Genomic DNA, 26,381 nt, shown 5'->3' on the forward strand with positions numbered 1-26,381 from the left:
GCGTAATGATCGCGTCTGGTCAGGCCCGAACCGAGCCATGCGGCAGACGCAGCTCGGTCAGGGTGCCACCCTCTTCGTGATTGTAAAGCTTCACAGTGCCACCGGCGCGCGTAACGCTCGCCTGACTCAGGAACAGGCCAAGACCAAACCCCTTGCCCTTGGTTGTGATGAACGGCCTGCCGATCTGTTCGGCGATCGCCAGCGGTACACCCGCGCCGTGGTCGCGGATGGTCAATCTGATCCACTGTGCGTCCCAATCCAGACGAATGTCCAGGTTGTCCGGGCTGGCATCGGTGGCGTTGTTCAACAGGTTGAGCAGCGATTGCCCCAGATCCGCCGGGGGCATCAGGCGCGGCGGAGTGCCTTTGCCCAGACACTGGAAACGATAGGTGGCTTCCGGATGCATCAGATGCCAGCGCTGCAACACCGACTCGACCCATTCACGTACGGTCTGTTCGACGATGGCCTGGCGACGATCGGCTTCAGCCGCACGGACCAGCTGGCGCAGGCTGTCCTTGCACAACTGAACCTGCGATTGCAGCAATGCCAAGTCCTCGCTGAGCTCCGCAGGCTCCTTGTAATCCTGACGCAACTCCTTGAGCAGCACACTCATGGTCGCCAATGGCGTGCCCAGTTCATGAGCGGCTCCCGCGGCCTGTGTCGCCACGGCCAACAGCTGCTGGTCACGCATGCTTTCTTCACGACGCTGAGCTTGAAGCTGCTCCTGACGGCGCAGTTGTTCGGCCATGCGCGCCACGAAAAAAGTGATCAGTGCCGCCGCCAGCGCGAAACTCAGCCACATGCCATAGACCAGCAACGTGGTGCGATCGACCGGTGGCACGATGACCGGGTCGTACCACACCAGCATCAAGGTGTATCCAGCCAGCGCGAGCCCGGACAACGCCACCGAATACAGCCACGGCAGCGTTGCCGCCGCAATGGTAAGCGGCACCAGGTAGTAAGAAACGAACGGATTGGTCGAGCCGCCCGAGTAATACAGCAGGGCGCTGTGGATCAAAAGATCCGTCGCCAGGTGCCCGGCATATTCAAGCTCCGTCACCGGCCAAGGTCCGCGCAGCCGCAACGCCGTACCCAGGCAGATCAGCGCTGAAACACCAAGCGTGACCCCCAGATGAAACCACGGCAGACCGAACAGCTGGGTGGCGTAGGCGAGCCCTACCGCACCGGCCTGGGCAGCCAGCACGAGGACGCGGATCAGGGTAAGCAGACGGAGATTCTGGCGGCTGGCAGACAGCAGGTGAACGGATGCGTACATGGGGTCTCCAAAGGAGCGACGAGTATAACCAAGCCGCCCGAAACACAGCCTGTCTGCGGCAACGCGCCGCACGGAAAAACTGCGCACTGGCGAGCAAAGGGCTAAAGTCTTTGCGCCGCACCGTTGGTGCCCTCGAATTCAGGAGTTTCCATGTTCGTTTCCGTTCCGCGCAGCATTGCGCTGTTGGCCTGCATAGCCTGCCTTCCCGCTGTAGCCGACGAGCAACATTACAATCAGATTTCCCTGCGCGCCGAGGCCAGCAGCGAGGTCGCCCAGGACCGCATGCATGTAACGCTGTTCACCGAGTCGCAGCACGAGGACCCGGCGCAGCTGGCAGCGCAAACGACTAGGACGATGAACAAGGCACTGCAGCGCGCCCGGCAGGCGAAAGAAGTCGAAGTCAGTCAGGGCAGCCGTAGCAGTTACCCCGTCTATGAGGAAAAGGGTCAGCAGATCACCGCTTGGCGTGAACGCGCCGAACTGCGCCTGGAAAGTGGAGACTTCGCCGCCCTCTCCAAGCTCACCGGAGAGCTGATGCAAGACCTGAAGATGGGCAGCATGTATTTCAGCGTGTCTGACTCGATCCGACAACAGAACGAAGACGCCTTGCTCAATGATGCGGTAACTGCCTTTCGCGCCCGCGCGCAGCTGGCGACCGAGGCGCTGGGCGGCAGCGACTATAAGATCGTCAGCCTCAACCTCAATAGCAGCGGCAATTTTCAGCCCGAGATGATGCGCAGCGTGTCTATGAAGAGCATGGACGCTATGCCTACGCCGGATGTAGAAGCCGGCACCCGGCAGATCAGTATCAATGCCGATGGTGTGATCGAAGTGCAGATGCCCTGAAGCCATGCCACGCGGCCCACAATGGGCCGCGTCTTTAACCAGACATTACGGCTCGCAACAAGCGTCGGGGATGGTCACCAGACCACGTTGATAAAACGGTAGAACCAGCCTGATACCAGACACAAAAACGCCGCGAACTTCGCGGCGTTTTACATGGCGATGACGCTTAGATGTAGTAAGCCTTGAGCGGCGGGAAGCCATTGAATTCCACGGCGCTGTAGCTGGTGGTGTAAGCACCGGTGGACAGCCAGTACATGCGATCCCCGATGGCCAGGTTCAGCGGCAGGCCGTACTTGTAGTTCTCGTACATGATGTCGGCGCTGTCGCAAGTCGGGCCGGCGATGACCACTTCTTCCATCTCGCCCTTCTTCTCGGTCCAGATCGGAAACTTGATGGCTTCGCCCATGGTTTCGATCAGGCCGGAGAACATGCCGACGTCGGTGTAGACCCAGCGCTCAACGGCAGTACGCGACTTGCGCGCCACCAGCACGACTTCGCTTACCAGGATGCCTGCGTTGGCAATCAGCGAGCGACCCGGCTCAAGAATGATTTCCGGCAGCTCGTCGCCAAAGTCTTCCTTGAGGAAACGGATGATCTCTTCGGCGTAGGTTTCCAGGCTGTTGGTACGAGTGATGTAGTTGGCCGGGAAGCCGCCACCCATGTTGATCATCTTCAGCTCGATGCCGTCTTCTTCTTTCAGACGCTCGAAGATCACCTTGACCTTGGCAATCGCGGCGTCCCATACGGAGATGTCGCGCTGCTGCGAACCGACGTGGAAGGAAATGCCATAGGGTTCGAGCTTCAGCTGACGGGCCAGGATCAACAGATCCATCGCCATGTCGGTCTGGCAGCCGAACTTGCGCGACAAAGGCCAATCGGCGGTAGTCGAACCTTCAGTCAGGATGCGTACATAGACTTTCGAACCCGGTGCGGCCTTGGCGATGTTGCGCAGGTCGGCTTCCGAGTCGGTGGCGAACATGCGCACACCCTTTTCATAGAAGTAGCGAATGTCCTTGGCTTTCTTGATGGTGTTGCCGTAGCTGATGCGCTCCGGGCCGACACCGCGGGACATCACCTTGTCCAGCTCATAGATAGAAGCGATGTCGAAGCTCGAGCCCTTGTCGCGCAGCAGATCGATGATTTCGACCGCAGGGTTGGCCTTCACGGCGTAGTAGACCTTGGCGAAATCGAAACCGGCGCGCAGATCGTCGTACGCCTTGTCGATGGTTTCGGTATCGATGACCACGAACGGTGTTTCGTGCTGATCAGCGAAGGCCTTCATCTTCTGGAAGGTGGATCGGGAATAGTAATCTTCGATCTTGATCGACATGCATGGCTCCAAATCGGGAAACGTAAAGTCGGATTGGGGACTAGCTTCTGCGCGGCTTCACTGCGAAGCGGACAGACCTAACAAGAACGCCTGATCAGTTTCCCCACTTTGGTTCGCCTACTTCCCAAGGCATGTCGCCGAGTATCACGGCCAGGTCATCGCAACGGGGCGGCGACCTGGTGAATCCTGATCTCTCGTCGTCAGTACTTGAGCCGGATGGATCGTTGCCAGCATGGACGTTCGGGCGCGAACTTTAGAACCACAGCTGGTTGAGATCAATGAAAAATCCGCACTCAGTCCATATTTTGCCGCACGGGCGAACCTACCCTATTCAAACCGACCGACATGACGCGGGGATGTTCCTCGCACGAGACGCAAGGTAGCGCTCGACGGCGATGGGTTGAGCGCTCAGCCGACGCAGAGATGCCTGTCAGCATCTACATGCCGAGCGTCCATGCACCCTGCTTGCCCCGGCGAAACCTCGCCTGGCGATCTTGCTGTAATAGGCCTGCTCCGGCTGAGAAGTCGAAAGGGCGTATACACACCCTGCCCGACCGCTCCGCGCCGGCACTGATCCGCCAAGCCAGCCCGGTGGCTTTGCTTTATAATCGCCGGCTTTTTCCGACACGTTTTCATACCGGGACCGCCATGACCTCTCAGGCCGCCGAAGTCGCGAAGCGCCGCACCTTCGCCATCATTTCCCACCCCGACGCGGGCAAGACCACCATCACCGAGAAGCTGCTGCTGATGGGCAAGGCCATTGCCGTGGCCGGTACCGTGAAGTCGCGCAAATCCGACCGTCACGCGACCTCCGACTGGATGGAAATGGAAAAGCAGCGCGGCATCTCCATCACCACCTCGGTGATGCAGTTCCCCTACCGCGAGCACATGATCAACCTGCTCGACACCCCCGGCCACGAAGACTTCTCGGAAGACACCTACCGCACACTGACTGCTGTGGACTCGGCATTGATGGTCCTCGACGGCGGTAAAGGGGTTGAGCCGCGCACCATCGCGCTGATGGACGTCTGCCGGCTGCGCGACACACCCATCGTCAGCTTTATCAACAAGCTCGACCGCGACATCCGCGACCCCATCGAACTGCTCGACGAGATCGAAGCGGTCCTGAAGATCAAGGCAGCCCCGATCACCTGGCCGATCGGCTGCTACCGCGACTTCAAGGGCGTGTATCACCTGGCCGATGACTACATCATCGTCTACACCCCCGGCCACGGGCACGAGCGCACCGACGTCAAGATTATCGAGAAGCTGGATTCGGACGAAGCGCGCCAGCACATCGGCGACGAGTACGACCGTTTCGTCGAGCAGCTCGAGCTGGTCCAGGGTGCCTGCCACGAGTTCGACCAGGACGAATTCATCAAGGGCCAGCTGACCCCGGTGTTCTTCGGCACCGCGCTGGGCAACTTCGGCGTCGACCACGTGCTCGATGCGGTCGTCGACTGGGCCCCGCGCCCTCTTCCGCGCGCCGCCAACGAGCGCGTGGTCGAGCCGGTTGAAGAAAAATTCACCGGCTTCGTCTTCAAGATCCAGGCGAACATGGACCCCAAGCACCGCGACCGCATCGCCTTCATGCGCATCTGTTCGGGCAAGTACGAAAAAGGCATGAAGCTGCGCCACGCGCGCATCGGCAAGGACATCCGCATCGCCGACGCCCTGACCTTCTTCTCCAGCGAACGTGAACAGCTGGAAGAAGCCTGGGCCGGCGACATCATCGGTCTGCACAACCACGGCACCATCCAGATCGGCGACACCTTTACCGAAGGCGAGAACCTCGGCTTCACCGGCATCCCGCACTTCGCCCCGGAACTGTTCCGCCGCGTCCGCCTGAAGGACCCGCTGAAATCCAAGCAGCTGCGCCAGGGCCTGCAGGAGCTGGCCGAGGAAGGCGCCACCCAGGTGTTCTTCCCCGAGCGCAACAACGACATCATCCTCGGCGCCGTCGGCGTGCTGCAGTTCGACGTTGTCGCCAGCCGGCTGAAAGAGGAATACAAGGTCGAGTGCGCCTACGAGGCGATCAACGTCTGGTCGGCGCGCTGGATCGAGTGCGACAACGAGAAGAAGCTGAAGGAATTCAGCGACAAGGCCTACGAAAACCTCGCCCTCGACGGCGGCGGTCATCTGACCTACCTGGCACCAACGCGGGTCAACCTGAGCCTGATGGAAGAGCGCTGGCCGGATGTGAAGTTCAGGGCTACGCGGGAGCATCATTAAGCGCGACGGTTCTACCGGGGCGGAGTCCTGAGCGCTTCGGCAGATCCATGATCGCCAGCAAGCTGGCTCCTACGAAAAGCCAAGGCAAATGTATTTACCCTGTAGGAGCCAGCTCGCTGGCGATCCTCATGTGAAATCAGGGCGACGCGCGAGCATCATTAAGGGCGACGGTTCTGCCGGGGCGGAGTCCTGAGCGCTTCGGCAGAACCATGATCTGCCAGCAAGCTGGCTCCTACGAAAATCCAAGGAAAATGAATTTTCCCTGTAGGAGCCAGCTTGCTGGCGATCCGGCCCCGCTACGCTGGAAAGAATAAAAGTTCGTTAATCCACATGGAGGTGGATGTGCAGAGCCAGTACAACCACCGCGGCCATGCACTGCGTCGCGGCAGGCATTCCGAGCTGGGTCAGGTTTACTTGGTGACCGCAGTTACAGAGCGACGCAAAACCATCTTCACCGACCCGCTGCTAGCCCGAGTGCTGGTGAGCGAAATGCGCCACCTCCATAACGATCGCCACCTCGAATCTCTGGCCTGGGTCGTCATGCCGGATCATGTTCACTGGCTGATCGAACTGGGCTCAGCGCCGTTGCCAAAAGTGGTCCAGCGTTTCAAGTCCCGCAGCGCAGTAGCCATCAACCGCATTACAGGCGAAACAGGCACACGGATCTGGCAGCGGGGGTTTCACGATCGTGCGCTGCGCCAAGATGAATATCTGATCGACGCTGCGCGGTATGTCGTTGCCAATCCGTTGCGGGCGGGCCTGGTTGAGCGTATCGGCGACTATCCGTGGTGGGATGCGGTTTGGTTGTAAGGCTCAGCTCGGGGTGGTTGATCGCCAGCAAGCTGGCTCCTACGAAAAGCCCAGGCGTCGCGCCTCACTCTGTAGGAGCCAGCTTGCTGACGATCCCGACGTCTCGTACAAGCAAGCCGTCGGAAGCATCACGGTAATGTCGCGGCCCTTCTTACCTGCGCCCCAAATCAATCCCAATCACCAGCGGATCGTGGTCAGACGCCCGATAAGGCTCGGTGCTGTACAGCATCGATTGCTGGCGTGGCGTCTTGAACTCGAGGTTGTAGTCCAGCACCCGCGGTTCATCGGCGTTGATGTGCCATTCGGTTGCGCCGCGCACCTGCGGGGTCAGGCTTGCACTGGCCAGGCCGTGGTCGAGGTAGCCGGACTGGCCGGAGAAGACGTAGGAATACGCGTCGCCCCCACCGAAGGTGGCCAGCAGATCGGTGTAACCGGACGCCCTGATCACATTGATCGGATCCTCCTTCGCGTAGGCATTCAGGTCGCCGATGATCAGCCGGTCCGGATCGTAGGAGCGCGTAGGATCACGGCCCAGCCAGGCGACCAGCGCCTGGGCGGCACGAACGCGGGTCAGGTTGCAGTTGCCCTGGCCGTCACCCATGTCCTTGTCACCGAGGTCGTCGCAGCTGGAGCCCTTGGATTTGAGATGATTGACCGCCACCGTCAAACGCTCACCCGTACGGCGTTCACGGAAGGTCTGTGCGAGCACCGGGCGATTACGGGTGTCGTTGAAACGCGGGTCGACCGAGCCATCCAGCACCGCCGCGCCCTTGTGCGGGCTGACCATGTCTTGGCGGTAGATCAGGCCGACGGCAATTGCGTCGGTGCCAAGCCGTTCGCGTTTCGGATCGATGAACGCGTAGCGGTCCCCGCTCCGTGACGCCGCATTGAGGCCGGCCACCAGATCGACGATGGCGCTGTGCTCGCCATATCCGTCATTCTCGATTTCCATCAGCCCGATGATGTGGGCATCGGCACCCAGAATCGCCGCAATGATCTTGTCGCGCTGGCGGTTGAACTCTTCACGGGTATCCGCGCCCCGCGAGGTGGGGAAACCTGCGCCACGACCGTCGCCGTTGAAGTAGTTGAGGACGTTGAAACTCGCTACACGCAAGCGACCCTCGATGGGCTTTGGCGCGCCCGGCCTGGGGTTTGCCGCAACGAAGCTCGGAGCTTGGGTCGGCTGGACGCGATAGCTTCCGGCCAGGTAATGCAGCACACCCTGCACGTCAGTGACTTCATAGCCCACACGCAGCGTGCGGTAGGCGTCGAGTTCCGGTGAGGGGTAGCGGATCGGGTCGGGATTCTGACCGCTGCGGCCGTCATCCAACACGATCCGGTTGAGGTCGTTCTGTGCCTGTAGCTGTCGGGCCGGCTCGCCGGGCGAGACCTTGTTGGTGGGTATCCACAGCCGACCGCCGGACGACAGCACCAGCTCGCCGTAACGTCCCAGGTTGTAGACCTCGCTGACCGTAAGCGGCTGGGCGAAGCGGACCTGCATGCCCTCGTAACGCTCAAGTGCATCAGGCGCCGACAGCGGCAAGCTGATCTGCACCATGCTTGGCAGGGGCTGCGCGCGGGCCAGAACACTGACCTGAGGCGCGGTCAGCTCGGTGAGGCCGTTGTATTCAGCGACCATCGCGCGTACCTGAACGCGATCGCCCACCTTTACATCGACACCGTTGCCGGTGCCGTAGACGAACAGACCTTCGGAGGTTCGAGGATCGTCATCGATCTCGTTATCCGAAGCCTGGATGAAGAATCCACCCAGCTCGTTCTCACCCTGGAAGTCGGCGACCACGACGCCTTCCACTGTGACGCGCTGGTTGATCAGCGGACTGAGGTCGCCAGCGCCTTGCACTTCGGCAATGGAACGCCGGCCTGCGTCGTCTCCACCCGGTTCACCTTCGCCGTACTGGCCAAGCTGGGCGAAGGTGTTGGCCGCATAGCCCTGCCATTCGCTGGCCGGATCGAAGGCATCACTGGGGTCCTGATCGCCGACCCGGACCGACGTCTTGCGGGTCAGCGTGCGATCAGCCGTCTGCGTCTGCCCGGAGCCCCACTTGCTGCCCGGATCGACGCCGAGCTGGCCGAAGCTGTCGAGAATCTCACCGGACGGCCCGCGCAGCACAATCGCATCGTCGCCGTTGTACCAACTGCCGCTACCGCGCTGGTTCGCCGTGGCCTGCAACTCAGGGACGCCGCTCTCGTGCGCCAAGACATGCACGCCACCCGGCGCCACCTCGCCCGCCAGGCTGATGCTCCGGCCGCTGCTGGTCGAGCCATTGAAGTAGAAGTCGACTCGATAGCCGTCGAGGGTAATCGACGTCTCGCCAGCGTTGTAGAACTCCAGCGCTTTGTTATTGCCGCTGCCCTCTACGTACTCGGAAATCAGCAGCTCGGCGGATGCCATGGAGTGCACGCCCATTGCGGCGATTGCCAGCAGGGCGGCGGTGAGCGGGTGCGGCTTGAAGCGGTCGTTGCGGCGCATGGATGTCGCTCCCTGGTATCAGGCGTGTTGGGGTTCGAGGGTTTTGGAAAAGACAGAGGCACCGTCGATATCGCGAAGGGTGACGCTCAGGGCGCCGCTGCGTGAATCGATTTCCACTTCACCGAAGAACTGAAAACCGGCGTAGGGCGATGCGTTGGCATAAGCGGGTGCTTTCTGGAACACCAGCTCGGGGCCAAAGGTGGCATCCAGCGGATTGGGGCCGAAACTTCCTGCGTTGAGGGGCCCGGCAACGAACTCCCAGAACGGATCGAAATCCTGAAATAGCGCGCGGTTTGGATGGTAGTGATGCGCTGCGCAATAGTGAACGTCAGCAGTCAGCCAGACCGTGTTGCGCACGCGGTATTTGCGCAGGTAACCCAGCAGTTCAGCGATTTCCAGCTCGCGCCCGGCTGCCGGCCCGTCCTGTCCGTTGGCGATCGCCTCCCAGCGCGCCCTGCCGGCCGCGTCCTTACCGTCTGGTACGTGCAAGCCAATGGGCATGTCGGCTGCGATCACCTTCCAGGTGGCGCGTGAGCGGCGCAGTTCACGCTTGAGCCAGGCAAGCTGCTGCCGGCCAAGGAAGGTGGTATCCGGCCCTTGCTCGGGTTGCAGATTGTGGGTATTGGGGCCGCGATAGCTGCGCATGTCCAGCACAAACACGTCCAGCTGCGGGCCGTAGGCGATCTTGCGGTAGACACGACCCGTCGCGTCGCGGCCGGTGATGCGCATCGGCGCATATTCGAGAAACGCCTGACGACCGCGACGGGCGAGCAGTTCGATGTCCTTGACCTGATAGCGCTCATCCAGCTCCTTGCCGGGCGACCAGTTGTTGGTGACTTCGTGGTCGTCCCACTGCCAGATCTGCGGCACTTCAGCGTTGAACTGACGCAGGTTGTGGTCCAGCAGGTTGTAGCGGTAGCTGCCGCGGAACTCGTCCAGTGTTTCGGCCACTTTGGTCTTGGCCTCAGTGACGATGTTGCGCCAGAGGCGCCCATTCTCAGCGGTCACTTCAGCCTGGATCACGCCGTCGGCATAGATGGCGTCGCCACTCTGAATGAAGAAGTCAGGATGGCGCTGGCGCATGGCTTCGTAGATGCGCATGCCGCCGAAGTCGGCATTGATGCCCCAGCCCTGGCCGCAGGTATCGCCGCCCCAGACGAAACGGATATCCCGCGCGCGCCTGGGTGCAGTGCGCAGATGGCCCATCCAGGGTTCGCTGCGGGCATGGTCGCGGGCGTCCTCGAAACTGGCGCGGTAGAAGATCGACTGATCCGACGGCAACCCACGCAGATCGATACGCGCGGTGAAGTCGAGTCGTTCATCCGTGACCGGCGAAACCATCCGCCGAGCGTTGTTAAAGCCACTGCTGGTATCCCACTCCACCACCAGCCGCGCCGGGCGATCGCAGCGGCTCCAGATCACGGCACGATCAGCCAGCACGTCACCGGACTGCACGCCATCGGTGATCCAGGGTCGCGCGGTGGGCGCTGCGATGATCGCAGGCGAAACGCCGAGCGCGGGCAGCGCAAGGCCAGCACCGATGCCTTGAACAAGTCGGCGGCGTGTCTGGTCGAGTTCGGGTTTGGTTGATTCGGTCATGGTCGTCCCCTTCAACGGATGCTGGAAGAAGGGTTTAAGCGAGCCGCTTGACAGAACCGTGACGCCCAGACGAACGGTCGTCAATAAATCGGCTTTACTGCAGATCGCCGCCGTACGCGACTTTGTGAAAATCGTTAAGAGCAGACGAGTTCAACGATCGGGATGCCGCCCACACTCAGCGCTTCGGCGATCGGTTATGTTCGCGGTATCAAGGCCAGGGGTTACACCATGAAGCGTTTTCTGTTCGTCTTTGCCTTCATCACGTCCTCTGCTCAGGCAGGCGTGCTGATCAACAGCCCGTACTGGGTCGTTGGCCTGAGCTGTTCCAACAATCAGGAGTGCTATGCCGCCAGTAACAGTAACGGTAGCTATACCGGTTCGTTGAATGGTGCACGGCGCTTCGACGACTAGGCACAGGCCATGAAGTTTTTGGACAGCCTCACGTCCAGCCTGCGGGACAAGTCGCCGCGTATTGAGCAACATACGGAACAGCACTGCGTAGAGCCCAGCCAGAATCGCAACTACAACGGGCGGCCATGCTGAATGGCCGCTAGTACTGGCTGTTGGTGAGTACGATGGCTTTGCTATTGGATCGCAGCCTGTCCAGCCCATCACCTCCGCACTGCGAGAGGCGATGGGCTGACCATTAGGCCCGATGCCCGACCGGTCTAGTTCGCATCATCTTCCTCAAGCGTCCAGGCGATCACCGAGTCGCCGATCTTAGTGCCGAACGAGCCGTGCCCGCCGGCCACCTGCACCACATACTGCTTACCGGTCTGCTCCGAGACGTAGGTCATCGGTGTGGCCTGGCCGCCCGCCGGTAACCGCCCTTTCCACAGTTCCTCTCCGGTCTGCAGGTCATAGGCGCGCAAGTAGTAGTCCAGCGTGCCGCTCATGAAGGCGACGCCGCCTGCCGTCACGATCGGACCGCCCAATGCTGGTGTGCCCACCGGGAAAGGAATGCCCAGCGGCGCACTGTCGCGGCTGGTGCCGTTCTTCTGCATCCAGACCTTCTTCATGGTGCGCAGGTCCACGGCGGTGACATAACCCCACGGCGGGCTCTGGCAAGGCAGGCCCAGCACTGATAGCAGAGGCTTCAGACTGACCATGTAGGGCGCACCAAGGTTGGGTTGCAGGCCGGTTTCGCCGCCTCCGGTGCGCTCATTGGGATCGACCTCGCTGCGCTTGTACATCTTCGAGACAAACGCCAGGTAGTTCGGCGCGCCGAACAGCAACTGCCGACTCGGATCGACCGCCACGGACGGCCAGTTGAAGGTACCGACGTTGCCCGGATAGATCAGCGAGCCCTTTTCCGATGGCGGCGTGAAGTCGCCTTCATAGCGCAGCTTGCGGAACTGGATGCGGCACATCATCTGATCCAGCGGCGTGCCGCCCCACATGTCCTTCTCGTACAGCGGCTCCTGCGGCGCATAGGTCAGCGCCGAGACCGGCTGAGTGGGCGCGGTGAAATCACCATAATCGGTGCCCTGCGGAACAGGCACCTCGGTCACCGGCACGATGGGCTCACCGGTGCGCCGATCAAGCACATAGAGATCACCGCGCTTGGTCGCCTGAATGATGGCCGGCACCTTGCCTTCGGGCCGGTCGATATCGACCAGCGTCGGCTGGGAGGGCAGGTCGCGATCCCAGAGATCATGGTGGACGGTCTGGAATTCCCAGCGGACTTTGCCGGTCTCCAGGTCCAGAGCAATCAGGGTGTCGGTGAAACGCTCGGCCTGGGCCGAGCGATCGATTGCCCACTGATCAGGGGTCTGGTTGCCGGAGGGGATGTAGACCAGGCCCAGCGCCTCGTCGGCGGTGGCCACCGTCCAGGAGTTCGGCGTGCTGCGCACGTAGGTTTCACCCGGTGGCAACGGTTCCGTGGCATCCGGGTTGCCCGGGTCGAAATTCCAGACCAGGCGGCCAGTTTTCACGTCGTAGGCACGAATCACGCCGCCGGGTGAATCCACGGCGCCGTTATCGGTAACCGAACCGCCGATGATCACCAGCTTTTCGGTCACCACCGGCGGCGAGGTGGGCAAGTAGACCCCGAGCGCCCCTTCACCCAGGCGCAGCTTCAGGTCGACGACACCGGCGTTACCGAAGTCTTCGCAGGGCTTGCCGTCTTCCACATCGAGCGCGATCAACGTGGCATCGTTGGTCGGCAGGAACAGCCGCCGCTCGCAACGCGCCGCCGATTGATCCGGCTGGCCGCTGGTCGAACCCGGCGAGGGATAGCGAGTGCCGTCGTGAAACGCCAGGCCGCGGCACGTCATGTGCTGGTAGTACTCGGCGTCGCGGTTGATGCTCGGGTCGAAGCGCCAGCGCTCCTTGCCCGTATCGGCGTCCAGGGCGATGGCGATGCTGTGAGGCGTGCAGATGAACAGGCTGTTGCCGACCTTGAGCGGGGTGACCTCGTAGGTGAACTCGCCGGGATCGTTCGGCCCCGGCAGATCACCCGTGTGGTATTCCCAGGCTTTCGTCAGCGTGCCCACGTTCTCGGGCGTGATCAGATCTGCGGTCGAATACCGGTCGCCCTGCTCTGATCCGCCGTAAGAAGGCCATTCGCTGTTGGAGCGACCGGCCTGCCCTTGCGGATCGAGCCCCTGCATCTGCGCGTCGCTGAACTGGCCGTCGATCGAGTGGTAGTCCTGGGTCAACGAGTACCCTGCCATCAACGCCCCGGCCAGCAGGCCGAGCCCGAGCAAGCCACTGGCACCGTCGCGCCAGACCAGACGGTCGCTCACGTAGCGATTGACGAAGGGCAGGATCAGCCAGAGGCCGAGGATGCACCAGAGGTCGATCCGCGGCGCCAGCTGCCACCAGTCGAAGCGCACCTCATAGAGGGTCCACGCCAGGGTCGCCAGCAACAGCGCTGCATACAGCCAGATCGCCGCGCGGCGACGGGCAAACAGCAGGCCGGCCACTACCAGAAGACCGATGCCGGCCAGCAGGTAGTACCAGGAGCCGCCGAGCACAGCCAGGTACGCACCGCCGCCCGCCATCAGCACACCCAGCACCAGCACCACCACAGCGGTCAGGGTGATACGCAAGGGCCGAGGCCCATAATCGATACTCATGCAACACACTCCAAGCGGGACGTATTTATAAACAGGGAAAGCAAAAAGCCGGCGAAACTTCCTGTGACAAAGTTTCGCCGGCTTTCAGTGGATACGCCGCGAAGGGCTTTAGTTCAGCGCTTGCAGCGTTGAACCTCAGGCCGCAGCGCCAACGGCAAGCGGCTGCGCCTCGGGCCGCTTGATCACCGCGTAAACCACCCCGGTCACCAGGCTGCCGGCCAGAATCGCCAGCAGATAAAGCAATGCGTGATTGATGGCGTTGGGAATCAGCAGTACGAACAGCCCGCCATGCGGCGCCAGAAGCTTCGCGCCGAAGGCCATGGACAGCGCACCGGTCAGCGCACCGCCGGCGATACTCGCCGGAATCACTCTCAGCGGGTCCTTGGCGGCGAAGGGAATCGCGCCTTCAGAGATGAAGCAGCAGCCCAGCACCAGCGCCGCCTTGCCGGCTTCACGCTCGGTCTGCGCGAACTTGCGCCGTGCGATCAACGTGGCGATGCCCATGCCGATGGGCGGCACCATGCCCGCTGCCATGGTCGCCGCCATCGGCGCGTAGCTCTGCGATGCCAGCAAACCCACCGAAAAGGCATACGCCGCCTTGTTCACTGGCCCGCCCAGGTCGACGCACATCATGGTGCCCAGCAACAGCCCGAGCAGGATGGCGTTGGAGGTGCCCATGGTGTCGAGGAATTCGGTGAGCCCAGCGAGCATCTTCGCCACCGGCGTGCCGACCACGTAAATCATCACCAGTCCCGTCACCAGACTCGCCAACAACGGAATGATCAGGATCGGCTTGAGCGATTCGATACTGGCCGGCAAGGGAATCCAGCGACTGACCGCCTTGGCTGCATAACCGGCCACGAAGCCGGCAATGATGCCGCCGATAAAGCCCGCACCCAGGGTGCCCGCCAGCAGGCCACCAATCATCCCCGGCGCTAGACCCGGGCGGTCGGCGATGGAATAGGCGATGTAACCCGCGAGCAGCGGCACCATCAATTGGAAAGCCGTTTCGCCGCCGATCTTCATCAATGCGGCAGCCAGGGTGCCCTCCTCCTTGAAGGCCTCGATGCCGAATACGAACGACAGCGCGATCAGCAAACCACCGGCCACCACCATCGGCAGCATGTAGGACACGCCGGTGAGCAGGTGCTTGTAGACGCCAGTCTTCTCACCTTTCTGCTCACCACCTGCGCTCGTGGCGGCAACACCGCCGCTGAGTACCGCACCCTCTTCCAGCGCGCGATCAAGGGTGGCGTCGGGTTGTTTAAGGGCCACACCGGTGCCGCAGCGGAACACCCGCTTACCGGCGAACCTAGCCACATCCACCTCGATGTCCGCAGCCAGCAGGACCACATCGGCCTCTTCGATGGCCTGTGCTTCGAGCACGTTGCGCGCACCCACCGAACCGCGGGTTTCCACCTGTAGGTCGTAACCCTTGCGGATGGCGGCTTGTTGCAAGGCTTCGGCGGCCATGAAGGTATGCGCGACACCGGTCGGGCAGGCGGTGATGGCCACCAGCTTGGGTTTGCCGTTGGCCGGGGTAGCCTCGGCGTCATCTGCCTCTTGCAACTCGCTCGCCGTTTCGGCGGCGCTGCGCAGGAAGGCCTCGGGGTCGAGCAGCGCTTCGGACGGCGTCGATTGCGCCACACGCTTGCCGACGAAGCGTTGCAGCGACAGCGGCCCGGTTTTCACCACAACCACGAGATCAGCATTGGCGATCTGCGCGGGCGTCAGCGGTGAGCCGATGGCTTTGGGATCGTGGACTTCGACGGCCGTCGACCAACCCATACGATGGGCAGCCGCTTCGAGCAGGCGTGACGTCAGCACGCTGGTGACCATTCCGTTGGGGCAGGCCGTGACGATGAGAAGATTCATTCCTTCACCTCTTGTGATTATTGGCACAGCCGCTGAAGGCGGACTGCAGCCTCCAGCTCGGCGAGTCCATCCGTGTCGGTGATGCCGAAGCCGACCTGCCCGACCGCCTGAGCAGCGATGGCAGTGGCGTGAGTGAGTGTGCGTTCCGCTGGCCAGCCCTCGAGCAGCCCATGGAGCATGCCGGCCAGCAGCGAGTCCCCCGCCCCCACGGTGCTGACCACCCGGACCTTGGGCGGAGAAGCGTGAAGCCCGGCACCGGGCGCGAACCAGCTCACGCCGTCGGCACCCTGAGAAATAACTACGTGCTCGATGCCTTCGGCTTGTAATCGTCGTGCTTCGGCTGCCAGCGCTGCCGACTCGGTGAGCCCGACGCCACGGGCCTCGGCCAGCTCTTCCTCGTTGGGTTTGATCAGCCAGGGCGCGGTCACCAGCCCCACACGCAGCGCTGCACCGCTGGTGTCCAGCGCGACCCGCACGCCGAGCCCCTTGAGCATCTGCAAGAGCTGGACGAACCACTGGCTGTCGATGCCAGGCGGCAAGCTGCCGGCGACGACCACGAGGTCATGGGAGGGCGCCAGCCGTTCGAGCCGCGTCAGCAGCTCCGTGCAGTGCGCCTCGGTCACCTTGAGCCCCGGGCCGTTGATGTCGGTGACCTGCCCGTCGGCTTCAGCCAGCTTGATATTGCTGCGGGTTTCACCGGCGACGCGGACGAATTCGTCGGCAAATCCCCGTGCGACGAACAACTGCTCGAACGCTTGCGGATTACCCTCGCCGAGAAAGCCGGTGACGGTCAGCTGATGGCCGAGATCGGCCAGCACCTGCGCCACATTGAGGCCTTTGCCGGCAGCATGGACCTCTAGGCTGTCGCTGCGGTTGACCTGGCCCAGACGCAGTGAAGGCAGCTGCACGGTCAAGTCCAGCGCGGGGTTCAAGGTTACGGTCAGGACACGAGCCATCAGCAATGCTCCCCGACGAAGGCGCGGACTTCATGGGCACCCGGCAACATCAGCGCCTGCTTGGCCAGCTGCTGGCAGGCAGCGAAGTCCAGCTCGCGCACCCGTGCTTTCACCAAGGCAATGCTGCGCGCCGAAACGCTCAGCTCGTCCACGCCCAGGCCCACCAGCATCGGCACCGCCAATGCATCAGCGGCCAGCTCACCGCACACGCCGACCCACTTGCCATGGGCATGGGCCGCCTCGACGGTCATGCCGATCAAGCGCAACACGGCCGGATGCAGCCCATCAGCCTGGCCGGAAAGCGTCGGATGGCCGCGGTCGATGGCCAGTGTGTACTGGGTGAGGTCGTTGGTGCCGATGCTGAAGAAGTCGACTTCCTGCGCCAGTACCGGCGCGATCAGGGCCGCAGAGGGGATCTCGATCATGATGCCGACCTGCAGATCGGCCACTGGCAGCTCCACGCGCAGGCGTTCGACCATGGCCTTGGCGGTACGCCATTCGTCGATGTTGCCGACCATGGGGAACATGATCCGCAGCGGACGGCCATCGGCCGAGGCGAGCAAGGCGCGCAGCTGGGTTTCGAGAATGTCCGGGCGCTGCAGGCTCAGGCGAATCCCGCGCACGCCGAGGAAGGGATTCTCTTCGGCGGGCATCGGCCAGTACGGCAGCGGCTTGTCACCACCAACGTCGAGCGTGCGAACCACCAGCGGCCGGCCTTCGAGGGCTTCCAGCACACGGCGGTACTCGGCCTCCTGGGTCGCCTGGTCCGGCGCCTGGGAATGGTTCATGAACACCAGTTCGGTGCGCAGCAAACCGATGCCCTCGGCACCCATCGCCACGGCCTCAGGTGTTTCGCCGGCTGCGCCGATGTTGGCGGCGATCTCGACATGATGACCGTCGCGGGTAATGGCCGGCTCCATGCGGCGCTCGTCGGCCAGGCGCTTGCGCTCCTCGCGAGCCGCGCGCTCGCCCCTGGCCTGTTCCAGCTGCGCATCGGTTGGAGCGACTAGGAGTTCACCGCGCTCGCCGTCGAGCAACAGCAGGGTGTTGGGCGCCAACCCGAGCACGCCCGGCCCGGCACCGACGATGGCTGGAATACCCAGCGCACGGGCGATGATGGCGCTGTGGGATGTAGCGCCACCACCGGCCGTCAGGATGCCGGCGACGCGCTGGGCGTTGAGCGTGGCAACGTCCGAAGGCGCCACTTCGTCCATCACCAGAATGTAGGGTTCGTCCGGGGCCTGCTCGGCTTCGACGCCGGTCAGGCAGGCCAGCACCCGACGGCCCACGTCACGCAGGTCGGCGGCGCGCTCGGCCAGCAGTTTGTCGTGAAGTGCCTCCTGCTGCTGCGCCGCGCTCTCGATCTCTTCCATCCAGGCCGCTTCGGCGCTCAAACCCTTCTGCAGCCGCACCTGCACGTCTTCGCGCAGCGCCGGGTCACGCAGCATGGCCTGGTGAGTGGTGAAGATGTCGCGAATGCTGACGACCTGGCTTGCGTCGATCAGCGTGCCGATCTCTGCATGGACCTTGTCCAGCGCAGCATCCAGACGTTGCAAATCCGCCGCTGGCGATTCGCCCCGCTTGGGGTAGTCGATCACCTGCGGCTTGCGCACCAGCACCGGACCGATGGCGATGCCCGGCGAAGCAGCGATGCCGTTTACCTGATCGCCCGCGCGCAGAGCGGCCTGCTCGATGGCCGACTCATCGGGTTGCGTGGCGATGACGGGTTGCACCGTCTCCCCAGCTGCCGGCAAGGGTTCGACCTCTTCGCCCAGCCCTTCTTCCACCGCGCGCACCAGCGCCGGCAGTGCATCGTCGGCAATGGAAGGCTCGGCAATGAACTCCAGCACCTGACCACGATGCGCGCCCATCGCCAGCAATTTGCTCAGGCTCTTGACCGACACTCCGGCGCTCTCGCTGCCGGCCAGGCGCACGCGGATCTCGCCATCGAAAGCTTGAGCCACTTCGGTCAGCGCCTTGGCCGGGCGCGCATGCAGACCATGGGCGTTGGCCAGCGGCACCTGAGCGCTGGGCCAATCTGCCGGTACCTCGCCGCCCAGCGCTTCGAGCACCACGCGGCTGGAAGTCGCCTGGCTCAGCTCCTGGCCGCGCCCTTCGATCAACAGGTTGCACAGACGCTCAAGCATGGCCTGATGCGCTTCGCCCAGGCTGGCCAGCACGAACAGGCCATTCAGCGGCTGGCCCAGATGCTCAAGGTTCGAGGTTGGCGTGACGAACGCGAGCCCCGGACTCTGCACCGACTGCTCGCTACTGAGCCACCAGAGGCCATCGCCCAGCGGCAACGCCTGGCTCATCGGCAGGCTGGCATTGAAGCCAGGCTCCACGCATTGGGCGCGCTTGAGCAATTTGACACCTTGCCAGGCCAACTCGTCGAAATCATCGGCGGCGACGCCCAGGCCCACCAGTTCGCCGTCCAGCGCCAACGCCTGCGGCGCGCCCTGTAGCAGGTCGATGATGGCTTCGGGGCTTTCTGCCTTCTGCAGCGCCTCGCTCAGATCGCCCTCGCCCAACGCTCGGGTCAGCAGTTGCAGCAGCCGCAGATGTTCATCCGAGCGCGCCGCGATGCCGATCGCAAGGTACACCTGCTGACCATTGCCCCAATCGACGCCGGCCGGAAAATGCAGCAGCCGCACGCCAGTGGTGAACACCTGATCGCGGGTTTCCGGCGTGCCATGCGGAATCGCAAGGCCCTGGCCGAGAAAGGTCGACCCCTGCGCTTCGCGCGCGCGAAGCCCGTCGAGGTAGCCCGGCGCGACCAGTCCGTCGGCGACCAGAACCTCGCCCAGCAGAGCCAGCGCCGCAGGCTTGTCCGCCGCGGCCTGATGCATGTGGATGTGCTGTGCATTCAACTCAAGCATGGAGAACTCCTGCGGGGCTCGCGATTGTTGTGGCCGACGGTTACGCCGGCTTTGCCCGAATCCTGGGCTGGCGCTTCAGACCGATACACTGCTGAAACGTTTCACCTAAGACTGGCACATTACGCAATATTGGGTAATTCTAGAAGCCCGAGTTCATACCACCCGTCTCAGGACCCTCTGTTGAAACTGACCGACATCGCCCGCCTCGCCAACGTTTCGGTAACCACTGCCAGCTACGTGCTCAACGGCAAGGCTGCGCAGCGCCGTATCAGCCCGGCCACGGTCGAGCGGGTGATGGCGGTGGCCGAACAGCAGGGCTTTCAGCTAGACCAGCAGGCAGCGGGCCTGCGCCGCGGGCAGTCACGTACCCTCGGATTCATCGTTCCGGATCTGGAAAACCCCAGCTACGCGCGCCTTGCCAAGTTGCTCGAACAGCGCGCGCGGCAGCGCGGCTATCAGTTGTTGATCGCCGGGACCGACGACGAGCCGGACACCGAGCGTCAGGTCATCCAGCTGCTGCGCTCGCGACGTTGCGATGCGCTGATCGTCGCCAGCTGCCTATCCGCCGACGACCAGAGCTATCGCAAAGTGCAGGAGGCTGGCACGCCGGTGATCGCCCTCGACCGTGCGCTGGACGCCAGCCACTTCTGTTCGGTGGTGAGCGACGACTGCGAAGCGGCCGCCCTGCTCACCCGCTCGCTGGCAGTTCCGGCCGCCGCGCATATCGCCCTGATCAGTGCACGCCCCGCATTGCCCATCAGTCAGCAGCGCGAGGAAGGTTTTCGCCAGGCACTGTCGCAGCACACAGGGCAGGTCAGCATCCTGCGCGCCGAACAGTTCAGCCGCGCCTGCGGACGCGAGCAGATGCTCGCCCTGCTCGACCGCGGCCCGCTGCCCGATGCCCTCATCACCACCGCCTACGTGTTGCTCGAAGGTGTCTTCGATGCGCTGCGCGAGCGCGATCTGCTCTGGCCGGAGCAACTGCGGCTGGCAACCTTCGGTGACGCGCAGTTGCTGGATTTCCTGCCGATCCGGGTCAATGCGATTTCCCAGCAGCACGAGCAGATCGCCGAGCAGGCGTTGGAGCAGGCTATCCGCGCCACCGAGCAAGGCGACTATCGCCCCGGGGTCATCGCTGTCGAGCGTGAGCTGAAGGTACGTCGCCTCTGACGCTCCCCTTGCGGGCGCGGGCGCGCTGGCGGAAGCTTGTCGCCTTTCAACGAGCCCGCCCTTCTGAAGATGAACATCGAACAGATCACCCAACGCCTGCACGCGATCCGCGACCAGAACGACTGGCAGCGCTTTCACAGCCCGAAAAACCTCGCCATGGCCGCCAGCGTGGAAATGGCCGAGCTGTTGGAAATCTTCCAATGGCAGACTGAGGACGAATCGCGCCAGCTCTCAGCCGACAAGCTCGCACACGCGGGCCAGGAAGTCGGCGACATCCTCATGTACCTGCTGCTGATGTGCAGCGAGCTGGGCATCGACATGGAACAGGCGCTGCTGGCGAAGCTTGCCGACAACGCACGGCGGTTCGCCCGATGAGCGATCGGCATTTCGATGAGCTGGCGACGCGCTTCGCCGAAAAAATCTACGGCGGCGCCAAGGGCGCGATCCGACTCGCCGTGCTGCAGGCGGACTTGACTGAAATACTGCCAGAGCGCCCGCTACGGGTCCTGGACATCGGTGCAGGCCTCGGCCACATGAGCCTGTGGCTGGCGCAGCAGGGCCATCAGGTCACGCTGTCGGAACCCGCCGAACCCATGCTGGAAGGCGCCCGCAAGCAGTTTGCCGACGCCGGCCAAAACGCAACGTTCATCCAGGCACCCTGGCAAGACGTCGAAAACCACGTCGAGGGCCGGTTCGATCTGGTTATCTGCCATGCAGTGCTGGAATGGCTGGCTGAGCCTCAGGCGATCCTGCCGGTGCTGCATCGCCTGGTTGCCGAGGACGGCTGGCTCTCGCTGGCCTTCTATAACCGCGACGCGCTGATCTACCGCAACCTGCTCAAAGGCCATTTCAAGAAGCTGCGCACTCAGACCTATGCCGGCGAGCGCCAGAGTCTGACACCGCAACAGCCGCTCGACCCGCGCGAGCTGGCTGCGCAACTCGCGCCGCACTGGCGGGTCGAATCAACCAGTGGCGTGCGCGTCTTCCATGACTACATGCCCGCCGATTTCCAGGCCCGTACCGAGCCTGCCGACCTCATCGAGATGGAACTGGCCTACCGCCGCCATCCCAGCTTCGCCGGCCTCGGGCGTTACCTGCACTGGTTATGTCGGCCGCTTTGAGCCGACCGGGAGGTACCGATGTCGATCCGCCCTGCACTGCCCCTGCTCTGTTCGCTGCTCGGCTTGAGCCTCGCGGCCTGTCAGAGCAGCAACCCGTACACCAACGAGTCCGCGCCGATTCCTCCTGCCCCGCCTATCGAACGTATCCAGTCGCCGACTTACCCGGCAGCACCGCAGGACTTTTCCAGCTACCAGAACTGGAGCTGGCGCAACCCACCGGCTGGCACAGCTTCGCTGGGCACCGAGGAGCTGCAGGAAATGATCTCCGGCGCGCTCGACCAACGCGGCTTGCGGCCTGCACCAACGGGCGCCAAGGGCGACGTGCAGATCAGCGCCAGCGCGCAGATGGAGACGCGCGTGCGCCAGGTCTACGATGACTATGGTCCCCGAGTAGGCGTCGGTGCCGGGCGCTATGGCGGCTACGGCCCGGGCTACAACACAGGCTACGGCATTGGCGGCAGCACCCCGGTGGTGCGCAACTATCAAGAGGAAGTGATGACGGTGCGCATCGAGATGATCGACAGCGCCTCCGGCCAGACCGTGTGGAGCAATCGCGCCGAAGCTCGCAGTGGCGGTGATCAGGCCGAGCGCAAGGACGCCGCGCGAGCCGCCGTGAACCGCGCGCTTGCTGATTACCCACCGCGCTGAGCCCACGCACTTAACGCAAGGAGAACCCCGATGTTCCGTTCATTGCTGATGCTGCCTCTGCTGCTGATGCTGGCCGCCTGTCAGAGTACCCAGGTGCAACGCGATTTCGACCCGCAGCGTGATTTTTCCGCCTATCGGACCTGGAGCTGGAAAGAGCCCGCCCTGCAGTACCGACCAGACGATCCCCGCATCAAAAGCGACCTGACCGAGCAACGCATCCGCAGCGCCGTCAGCGAGCAGCTGGACCAACGCGGCCTACGCCAGGCCCAGTCAGGCGCACAACCGGATCTCTTGGTGCAGGCCTGGTTTCTCGTCGATGAGCGCAGCCAGCAATACACCACCTCATCGGTCAGTGGCTGGGGCGGCCCATGGCATGGGTTCTGGGGCGGGCCGGTGATGACTGACACCCGCACCATTCACTATCAGGTCGGCACCCTACAGCTGGATATGTATGACGCTGACGACGGCAAACTGGTCTGGCGCGGCAGTGCCGAACAGGTTCTGCGCGACGACCCGGGGAGCCCTCAGGAGCGGGCCGGGATGTTTCGGGAAACCGTCAATAAGGTTCTCTCGCAATATCCGCCGCGCTAGCATTGTCGGCTCGCTCTGAATAACGCCCGCCGCCTCGGCGGGCTTTCTTTTGCTCTGGAGGAAATCTGCATGCCCGTCGCAGCCTGGTGGCTTCTCGTTCTGCCTTTTATCGCCGGGGCTTTCCTGCCGCTACAGGCCGGCATCAACGGGCAGGTGGCCAAGCACTTTGGCAGCGTCATGAGCGCCGCGATGCTGTCCTTTGCAGTGGGCACCGTCGCGCTGATCTGCGTGGTGCTGTTCCAGCGGGACATGCCGGGCATCCAGGCACTGCGGGGCCTGAACTGGTATCACTGGTGTGCCGGATTGCTGGGAATGTTCTTCATTGCCACCGCCGCCTTCGCCGGCCCGCGTATCGGTGCGCTGCTGTTCATGGCCTTGGTATTGGCCGGCCAGCTGGGGATGGCGCTGCTGCTCGATCACTTCGGCTGGGCGGGCTTTCGCCAGGCGTCGATCAGCCTGGGCAAGCTAGGGGGATTGCTGCTGATTTTCGCAGGCGTCTGGATGATCCGCCGCGGCTGACCCAGGTTCGGCTACTTGCGCTCGAAGGCGTAGAACAGATTGGGTTCGCTGACCAGATACAGATCGCCACGCTCGTCAAAGGTCATGCCTTCGGCCTGAGGCACGCTCTTGTCGAGACCGGCAAAGCCGCTCCACAACGAGCGGAAGCTGACCAGCTCGCCCTCACTGTCGAGCTCGAGCATCATCTTGGCTTCGTCGCTGAGCAGCACCAGGTGGCCGGTGCGCTCGTCGTAGTGCACCGAGGCAAGGTCGCTGGCCATGTCCTTGTCGTCGATCCATGCCTCACGATCGATGACCTTGAGGTTCAGTTGCCCGCTGAGGCTGGCCTTGATGCCCTGGATCTCATAGAGCTTGCGTGGTGAGTGTTCTTTCACCGCAAACAGTCGATCACCGGCGCGGTCGTAGCCCAACCCCTCGAAACCCGAGTTGTCCGATGCGCCCATGGACAGCGAGACTGCCGCGTAATCCTCACGCACCAGCTCACCGGGCTGCGAGGGAACCGGGAGGATCACGATCGTTTGGCTGCGCTCCTCGGCAACTGCCAGCAGGTTGTCGCCCAGGTAGGTAACGGCCTCGACGTCGATGAACCCCTTCAAGGGATAGCGAGCGATGAATTCACCGTTGAGATCCATCGCGACGAGCTCCTCCGGGTTGTTCACCACGGCCCAGAGCTGATTGCGCTGCTCATCGAAGGTCAAGCCGGAAAGGTTGTTACCGACGGTCGCCACCGGCTTAGCCTCGACACGCACCTGGTACTCGGGCAACCAGAGGCTGCGCGTCTGGAGACTGCTCTCCTGCCAAGCCGATTGCAGCGAATAGAACACCCGCTCATCGAGGTGAAAGGTGGCAGCTGTGTGCAGCAGACCTGCAGCCAGCATTCCCAACGCCCAGACCTGCGGGCGAACCTCGGGCAACCAACGCGGGCGGGTACTGGTAACAATCGGCATCGTCTTTTCTCGTTAGGCCGCTACTGGCGAGATAGCCTGATCGCGAAGGGTTGCATTTGCGTGACGGTGCACGCGATGGCGACGATCAGCCTGCTACTGACCCATCGCCTTGGCTGCGGTTCAATCGCAACGCCGGGAACTGCCAGACGGATTGGCAGCCCAATGGACCAGGGAACGGCTGCGCTTGCGGCCGCGGATCGTTTGGCAGGAGTGCAGCATGCAGGTGGAAAGCTTTTTCGAATGGTTGGGCCAGGCGCTCGGCACCGTGATTCGTTACATCGTCGATGCGCTCAGCGGCTTTTTCGGGCTGTTCGCCGATGCCGGCGCCAACTTTCTCGAGGGCCTGTCGCGGACCCTCGGCATGGATCGTTCACTGATCAGCCTCATTGCACTGGCCATCGGCCTGATGTTGCTGGTCGGCGCGTTTCGCGCGTTCTTCCGCCGCTCGATCATCGCTGGGGTGATCTATCTGTTCCTCGGGCTCTGGCTGCTGAGCTGGCTAATCCACTGAGCCATTCGTAGCGCCCTACTCCTCCGACAACCCGACCGAGCACGGCACCAGCGCCATCGCTCGGCTGCGCTCCGGACCATCGCGACGTATCATGCCCGGCTGTTCTGGAGCACTTCATGTCACGGTTATTGACCGCCTGGCAGCACGCCCCCACTCATAAACGGGTCTGGGCGCTGGCTGCGCCGATGATTCTGTCCAACCTCTCCGTGCCACTGGTGGCGTTGGTCGACAGCGCCGTGATCGGCCACCTGCCGCACGCGCATCAGCTCGCGTCGGTTGCGGTAGGCGGCAGCCTCTACAGCCTGCTGGTCTGGGTAATGGGTTTTCTGCGCATGGGCACCACCGGCTTTGCTGCGCAGGCCGCCGGACGTCAGGACGGCGGCGCGCTGCGTCAGGTGCTGCTGCAGGGCTTGCTATTGGCGCTGGGCTTTGCGCTGCTGTTGAGCCTGTTTGCGATGCCGCTGAAAGGTTACGCGCTGCAGCTTATGCAGCCCTCTGCCGAACTCGACGCGCTCACCCAAGCCTATTTTCATACCCGCCTGTTCGGCCTGCCCGCCGCGCTGGCGAGCATGGCGCTGATTGGCTGGTTTCTCGGCACCCAGAATGCGCGCGCGCCATTGGCGATTCTGTTGACGACAAATCTGATCAACGTTGCGCTGGATCTGTGGTTCGTCATTGGTCTGGAGTGGGGCGTGGCCGGCGCAGCCCGCGCCTCGGTCATTGCCGAATGGAGCGGTGTGCTGGTCGGCCTGGCGCTGACCCGAGGCGCGCTGTTGCGTTACGCCGGACGCTTGGACCGTCAGGCGCTGCGCCTGTGGGCCAGTTGGCATCCGCTGATGTCCGTCAACCGCGACATTTTCCTTCGTTCGCTGGCGCTGCAGCTGGTGTTCTTCCTGGTCACGGTCCAAGGGACGCGGCTGGGCGACGCCACGGTAGCGGCCAATGCCTTGCTGCTGAACGGCTTGATGCTCACGGCGCATGCACTCGACGGTCTCGCCCACGCCGTCGAAGCATTGAGCGGGCATGCGATCGGCGCCCAGAGCCGCACCGAGCTGCGACGGATTCTGACTGTTGCCGGCGGCTGGTCATTGCTGGCGAGTCTGGCCTTCGGGCTGTTCTTCCTGCTGGGCGGCGAGCTGTTCGTCAGCCTGCAGACGGACATTCCTTCGGTGCGCGAAACCGCCGCCGTCTATTTGCCCTATCTCGCCGCGCTGCCCCTGGTCGCCGTCTGGAGCTATCTACTGGACGGCTTGTTCATCGGAGCCACCCGTGCGCGGGAAATGCGAAACGCCATGCTGCTTGCCGTTCTGATTTCGCTACCATTGGGCTGGCTGTTGCGTGGGATGGGCAATCACGGCTTGTGGCTGGCCTTTCTCGCCTTCATGCTCCTGCGCGGCGTCTGCTTAGGCAGCATCGCCAGGCGGCTGCAACGCCAGGGGCAATGGTTCGCCTCGACCCATGCGGCGGCAGCTGTCACCGCCGCACCGCAGCAACCCTAAC

21 protein-coding genes are annotated in these 26,381 nt (G+C 63.2%); 12 read left to right on the forward strand and 9 right to left on the reverse strand.

From position 1 onward, the window contains the following. Positions 1-19: 19 nt before the first annotated feature. Positions 20-1,276, reverse strand: a complete 1,257-nt coding sequence (locus ACQKIK_RS06905) for an ATP-binding protein (protein ID WP_045424657.1) — start codon at positions 1,274-1,276, stop codon at positions 20-22. A 150-nt stretch (positions 1,277-1,426) separates the two neighbouring features. On the opposite strand from ACQKIK_RS06905, the gene ACQKIK_RS06910 reads away from it, so the two are divergent. Beyond that, positions 1,427-2,122 carry an SIMPL domain-containing protein gene (locus tag ACQKIK_RS06910; protein ID WP_499135328.1) on the forward strand — a complete coding sequence of 232 codons (696 nt, stop codon included), beginning with the start codon at positions 1,427-1,429 and terminating at the stop codon, positions 2,120-2,122. A 166-nt stretch (positions 2,123-2,288) separates the two neighbouring features. On the opposite strand, the gene ACQKIK_RS06915 is transcribed toward ACQKIK_RS06910, so the two are convergent. Beyond that, a complete protein-coding gene (locus ACQKIK_RS06915) occupies positions 2,289-3,452 on the reverse strand; it encodes a type III PLP-dependent enzyme (RefSeq protein WP_045424653.1) in 1,164 nt (387 codons plus the stop codon). A 648-nt stretch (positions 3,453-4,100) separates the two neighbouring features. Between ACQKIK_RS06915 and ACQKIK_RS06920 the strand changes: the two genes are divergently transcribed. After that, a complete protein-coding gene (locus ACQKIK_RS06920) occupies positions 4,101-5,684 on the forward strand; it encodes a peptide chain release factor 3 (RefSeq protein WP_241529127.1) in 1,584 nt (527 codons plus the stop codon). Positions 5,685-6,014: 330 nt separating this feature from the next. Beyond that, entirely contained in the window at positions 6,015-6,494 is a 480-nt protein-coding gene (locus ACQKIK_RS06925; RefSeq protein WP_499135331.1) for an REP-associated tyrosine transposase, read from the forward strand. 151 nt (positions 6,495-6,645) lie between these two features. Here the strand turns inward: ACQKIK_RS06925 and ACQKIK_RS06930 are convergent, their stop codons facing one another. After that, positions 6,646-8,985, reverse strand: coding sequence for an ExeM/NucH family extracellular endonuclease (locus ACQKIK_RS06930; RefSeq protein WP_499135332.1), 2,340 nt, complete (start codon positions 8,983-8,985; stop codon positions 6,646-6,648). A gap of 18 nt (positions 8,986-9,003) precedes the next feature. Next, entirely contained in the window at positions 9,004-10,584 is a 1,581-nt protein-coding gene (locus ACQKIK_RS06935) for an alkaline phosphatase D family protein (protein ID WP_499135333.1), read from the reverse strand. Between the two features lie 228 nt (positions 10,585-10,812). Here ACQKIK_RS06935 and ACQKIK_RS06940 point away from each other — a divergent pair, with 228 nt between their 5' ends. Further along, positions 10,813-10,995 (forward strand): hypothetical protein, encoded by a 183-nt coding sequence (locus ACQKIK_RS06940; RefSeq protein WP_499135334.1) that lies wholly within the window; start codon positions 10,813-10,815, stop codon positions 10,993-10,995. A gap of 257 nt (positions 10,996-11,252) precedes the next feature. Here the strand turns inward: ACQKIK_RS06940 and ACQKIK_RS06945 are convergent, their stop codons facing one another. The 4 genes from ACQKIK_RS06945 to ptsP form a co-directional block, all read right to left on the reverse strand. Continuing rightward, on the reverse strand, positions 11,253-13,664 hold the full coding sequence (locus ACQKIK_RS06945; protein ID WP_499135336.1) for a membrane-bound PQQ-dependent dehydrogenase, glucose/quinate/shikimate family: 2,412 nt from the start codon (positions 13,662-13,664) through the stop codon (positions 11,253-11,255). A gap of 135 nt (positions 13,665-13,799) precedes the next feature. Next, complete coding sequence (locus ACQKIK_RS06950) at positions 13,800-15,539, reverse strand: PTS fructose-like transporter subunit IIB (protein WP_499135337.1); 1,740 nt, start codon at positions 15,537-15,539, stop codon at positions 13,800-13,802. A gap of 17 nt (positions 15,540-15,556) precedes the next feature. Continuing rightward, positions 15,557-16,495, reverse strand: a complete 939-nt coding sequence (gene pfkB, locus ACQKIK_RS06955; protein WP_499135339.1) for a 1-phosphofructokinase — start codon at positions 16,493-16,495, stop codon at positions 15,557-15,559. Further along, the gene (gene ptsP / locus ACQKIK_RS06960) at positions 16,495-19,374 is read right to left on the reverse strand and encodes a phosphoenolpyruvate--protein phosphotransferase (protein WP_499135340.1); all 2,880 of its coding nucleotides are present in this window, start codon (positions 19,372-19,374) and stop codon (positions 16,495-16,497) included. Before ptsP ends, pfkB begins: the two co-directional genes overlap by 1 nt. A 180-nt stretch (positions 19,375-19,554) precedes the next feature. Between ptsP and cra the strand changes: the two genes are divergently transcribed. From cra to ACQKIK_RS06990, 6 genes are all read left to right on the forward strand, one after another. Next, positions 19,555-20,544 (forward strand): catabolite repressor/activator, encoded by a 990-nt coding sequence (cra, locus tag ACQKIK_RS06965; protein WP_499135342.1) that lies wholly within the window; start codon positions 19,555-19,557, stop codon positions 20,542-20,544. 69 nt (positions 20,545-20,613) lie between these two features. Next, positions 20,614-20,919 (forward strand): nucleotide pyrophosphohydrolase, encoded by a 306-nt coding sequence (locus ACQKIK_RS06970; protein ID WP_499135879.1) that lies wholly within the window; start codon positions 20,614-20,616, stop codon positions 20,917-20,919. Beyond that, a complete protein-coding gene (locus ACQKIK_RS06975) occupies positions 20,916-21,665 on the forward strand; it encodes a methyltransferase domain-containing protein (protein WP_499135344.1) in 750 nt (249 codons plus the stop codon). The genes ACQKIK_RS06970 and ACQKIK_RS06975 overlap by 4 nt, the downstream gene beginning before the upstream one ends. Positions 21,666-21,683: 18 nt before the next feature. Next, positions 21,684-22,313 (forward strand): DUF4136 domain-containing protein, encoded by a 630-nt coding sequence (locus ACQKIK_RS06980; RefSeq protein ID WP_499135346.1) that lies wholly within the window; start codon positions 21,684-21,686, stop codon positions 22,311-22,313. A 30-nt stretch (positions 22,314-22,343) separates the two neighbouring features. Further along, the gene (locus tag ACQKIK_RS06985) at positions 22,344-22,904 is read left to right on the forward strand and encodes a DUF4136 domain-containing protein (protein WP_499135347.1); all 561 of its coding nucleotides are present in this window, start codon (positions 22,344-22,346) and stop codon (positions 22,902-22,904) included. 69 nt (positions 22,905-22,973) lie between these two features. Further along, the gene (locus tag ACQKIK_RS06990; RefSeq protein WP_046163114.1) at positions 22,974-23,423 is read left to right on the forward strand and encodes a DMT family transporter; all 450 of its coding nucleotides are present in this window, start codon (positions 22,974-22,976) and stop codon (positions 23,421-23,423) included. 11 nt (positions 23,424-23,434) lie between these two features. Here ACQKIK_RS06990 and ACQKIK_RS06995 read toward each other — a convergent pair whose 3' ends face one another. Then, positions 23,435-24,370 (reverse strand): SdiA-regulated domain-containing protein, encoded by a 936-nt coding sequence (locus tag ACQKIK_RS06995; protein WP_499135348.1) that lies wholly within the window; start codon positions 24,368-24,370, stop codon positions 23,435-23,437. 217 nt (positions 24,371-24,587) lie between these two features. On the opposite strand from ACQKIK_RS06995, the gene ACQKIK_RS07000 reads away from it, so the two are divergent. Beyond that, positions 24,588-24,881 (forward strand): hypothetical protein, encoded by a 294-nt coding sequence (locus tag ACQKIK_RS07000; RefSeq protein ID WP_045424622.1) that lies wholly within the window; start codon positions 24,588-24,590, stop codon positions 24,879-24,881. A gap of 116 nt (positions 24,882-24,997) precedes the next feature. Then, positions 24,998-26,380, forward strand: coding sequence for an MATE family efflux transporter (locus ACQKIK_RS07005; RefSeq protein WP_499135349.1), 1,383 nt, complete (start codon positions 24,998-25,000; stop codon positions 26,378-26,380). The last annotated feature ends 1 nt before the right edge of the window (position 26,381 follow it).

This window comes from Pseudomonas sp. NPDC047961, assembly GCF_050272435.1.
Taxonomy (GTDB): Bacteria; Pseudomonadota; Gammaproteobacteria; order Pseudomonadales; family Pseudomonadaceae; genus Stutzerimonas.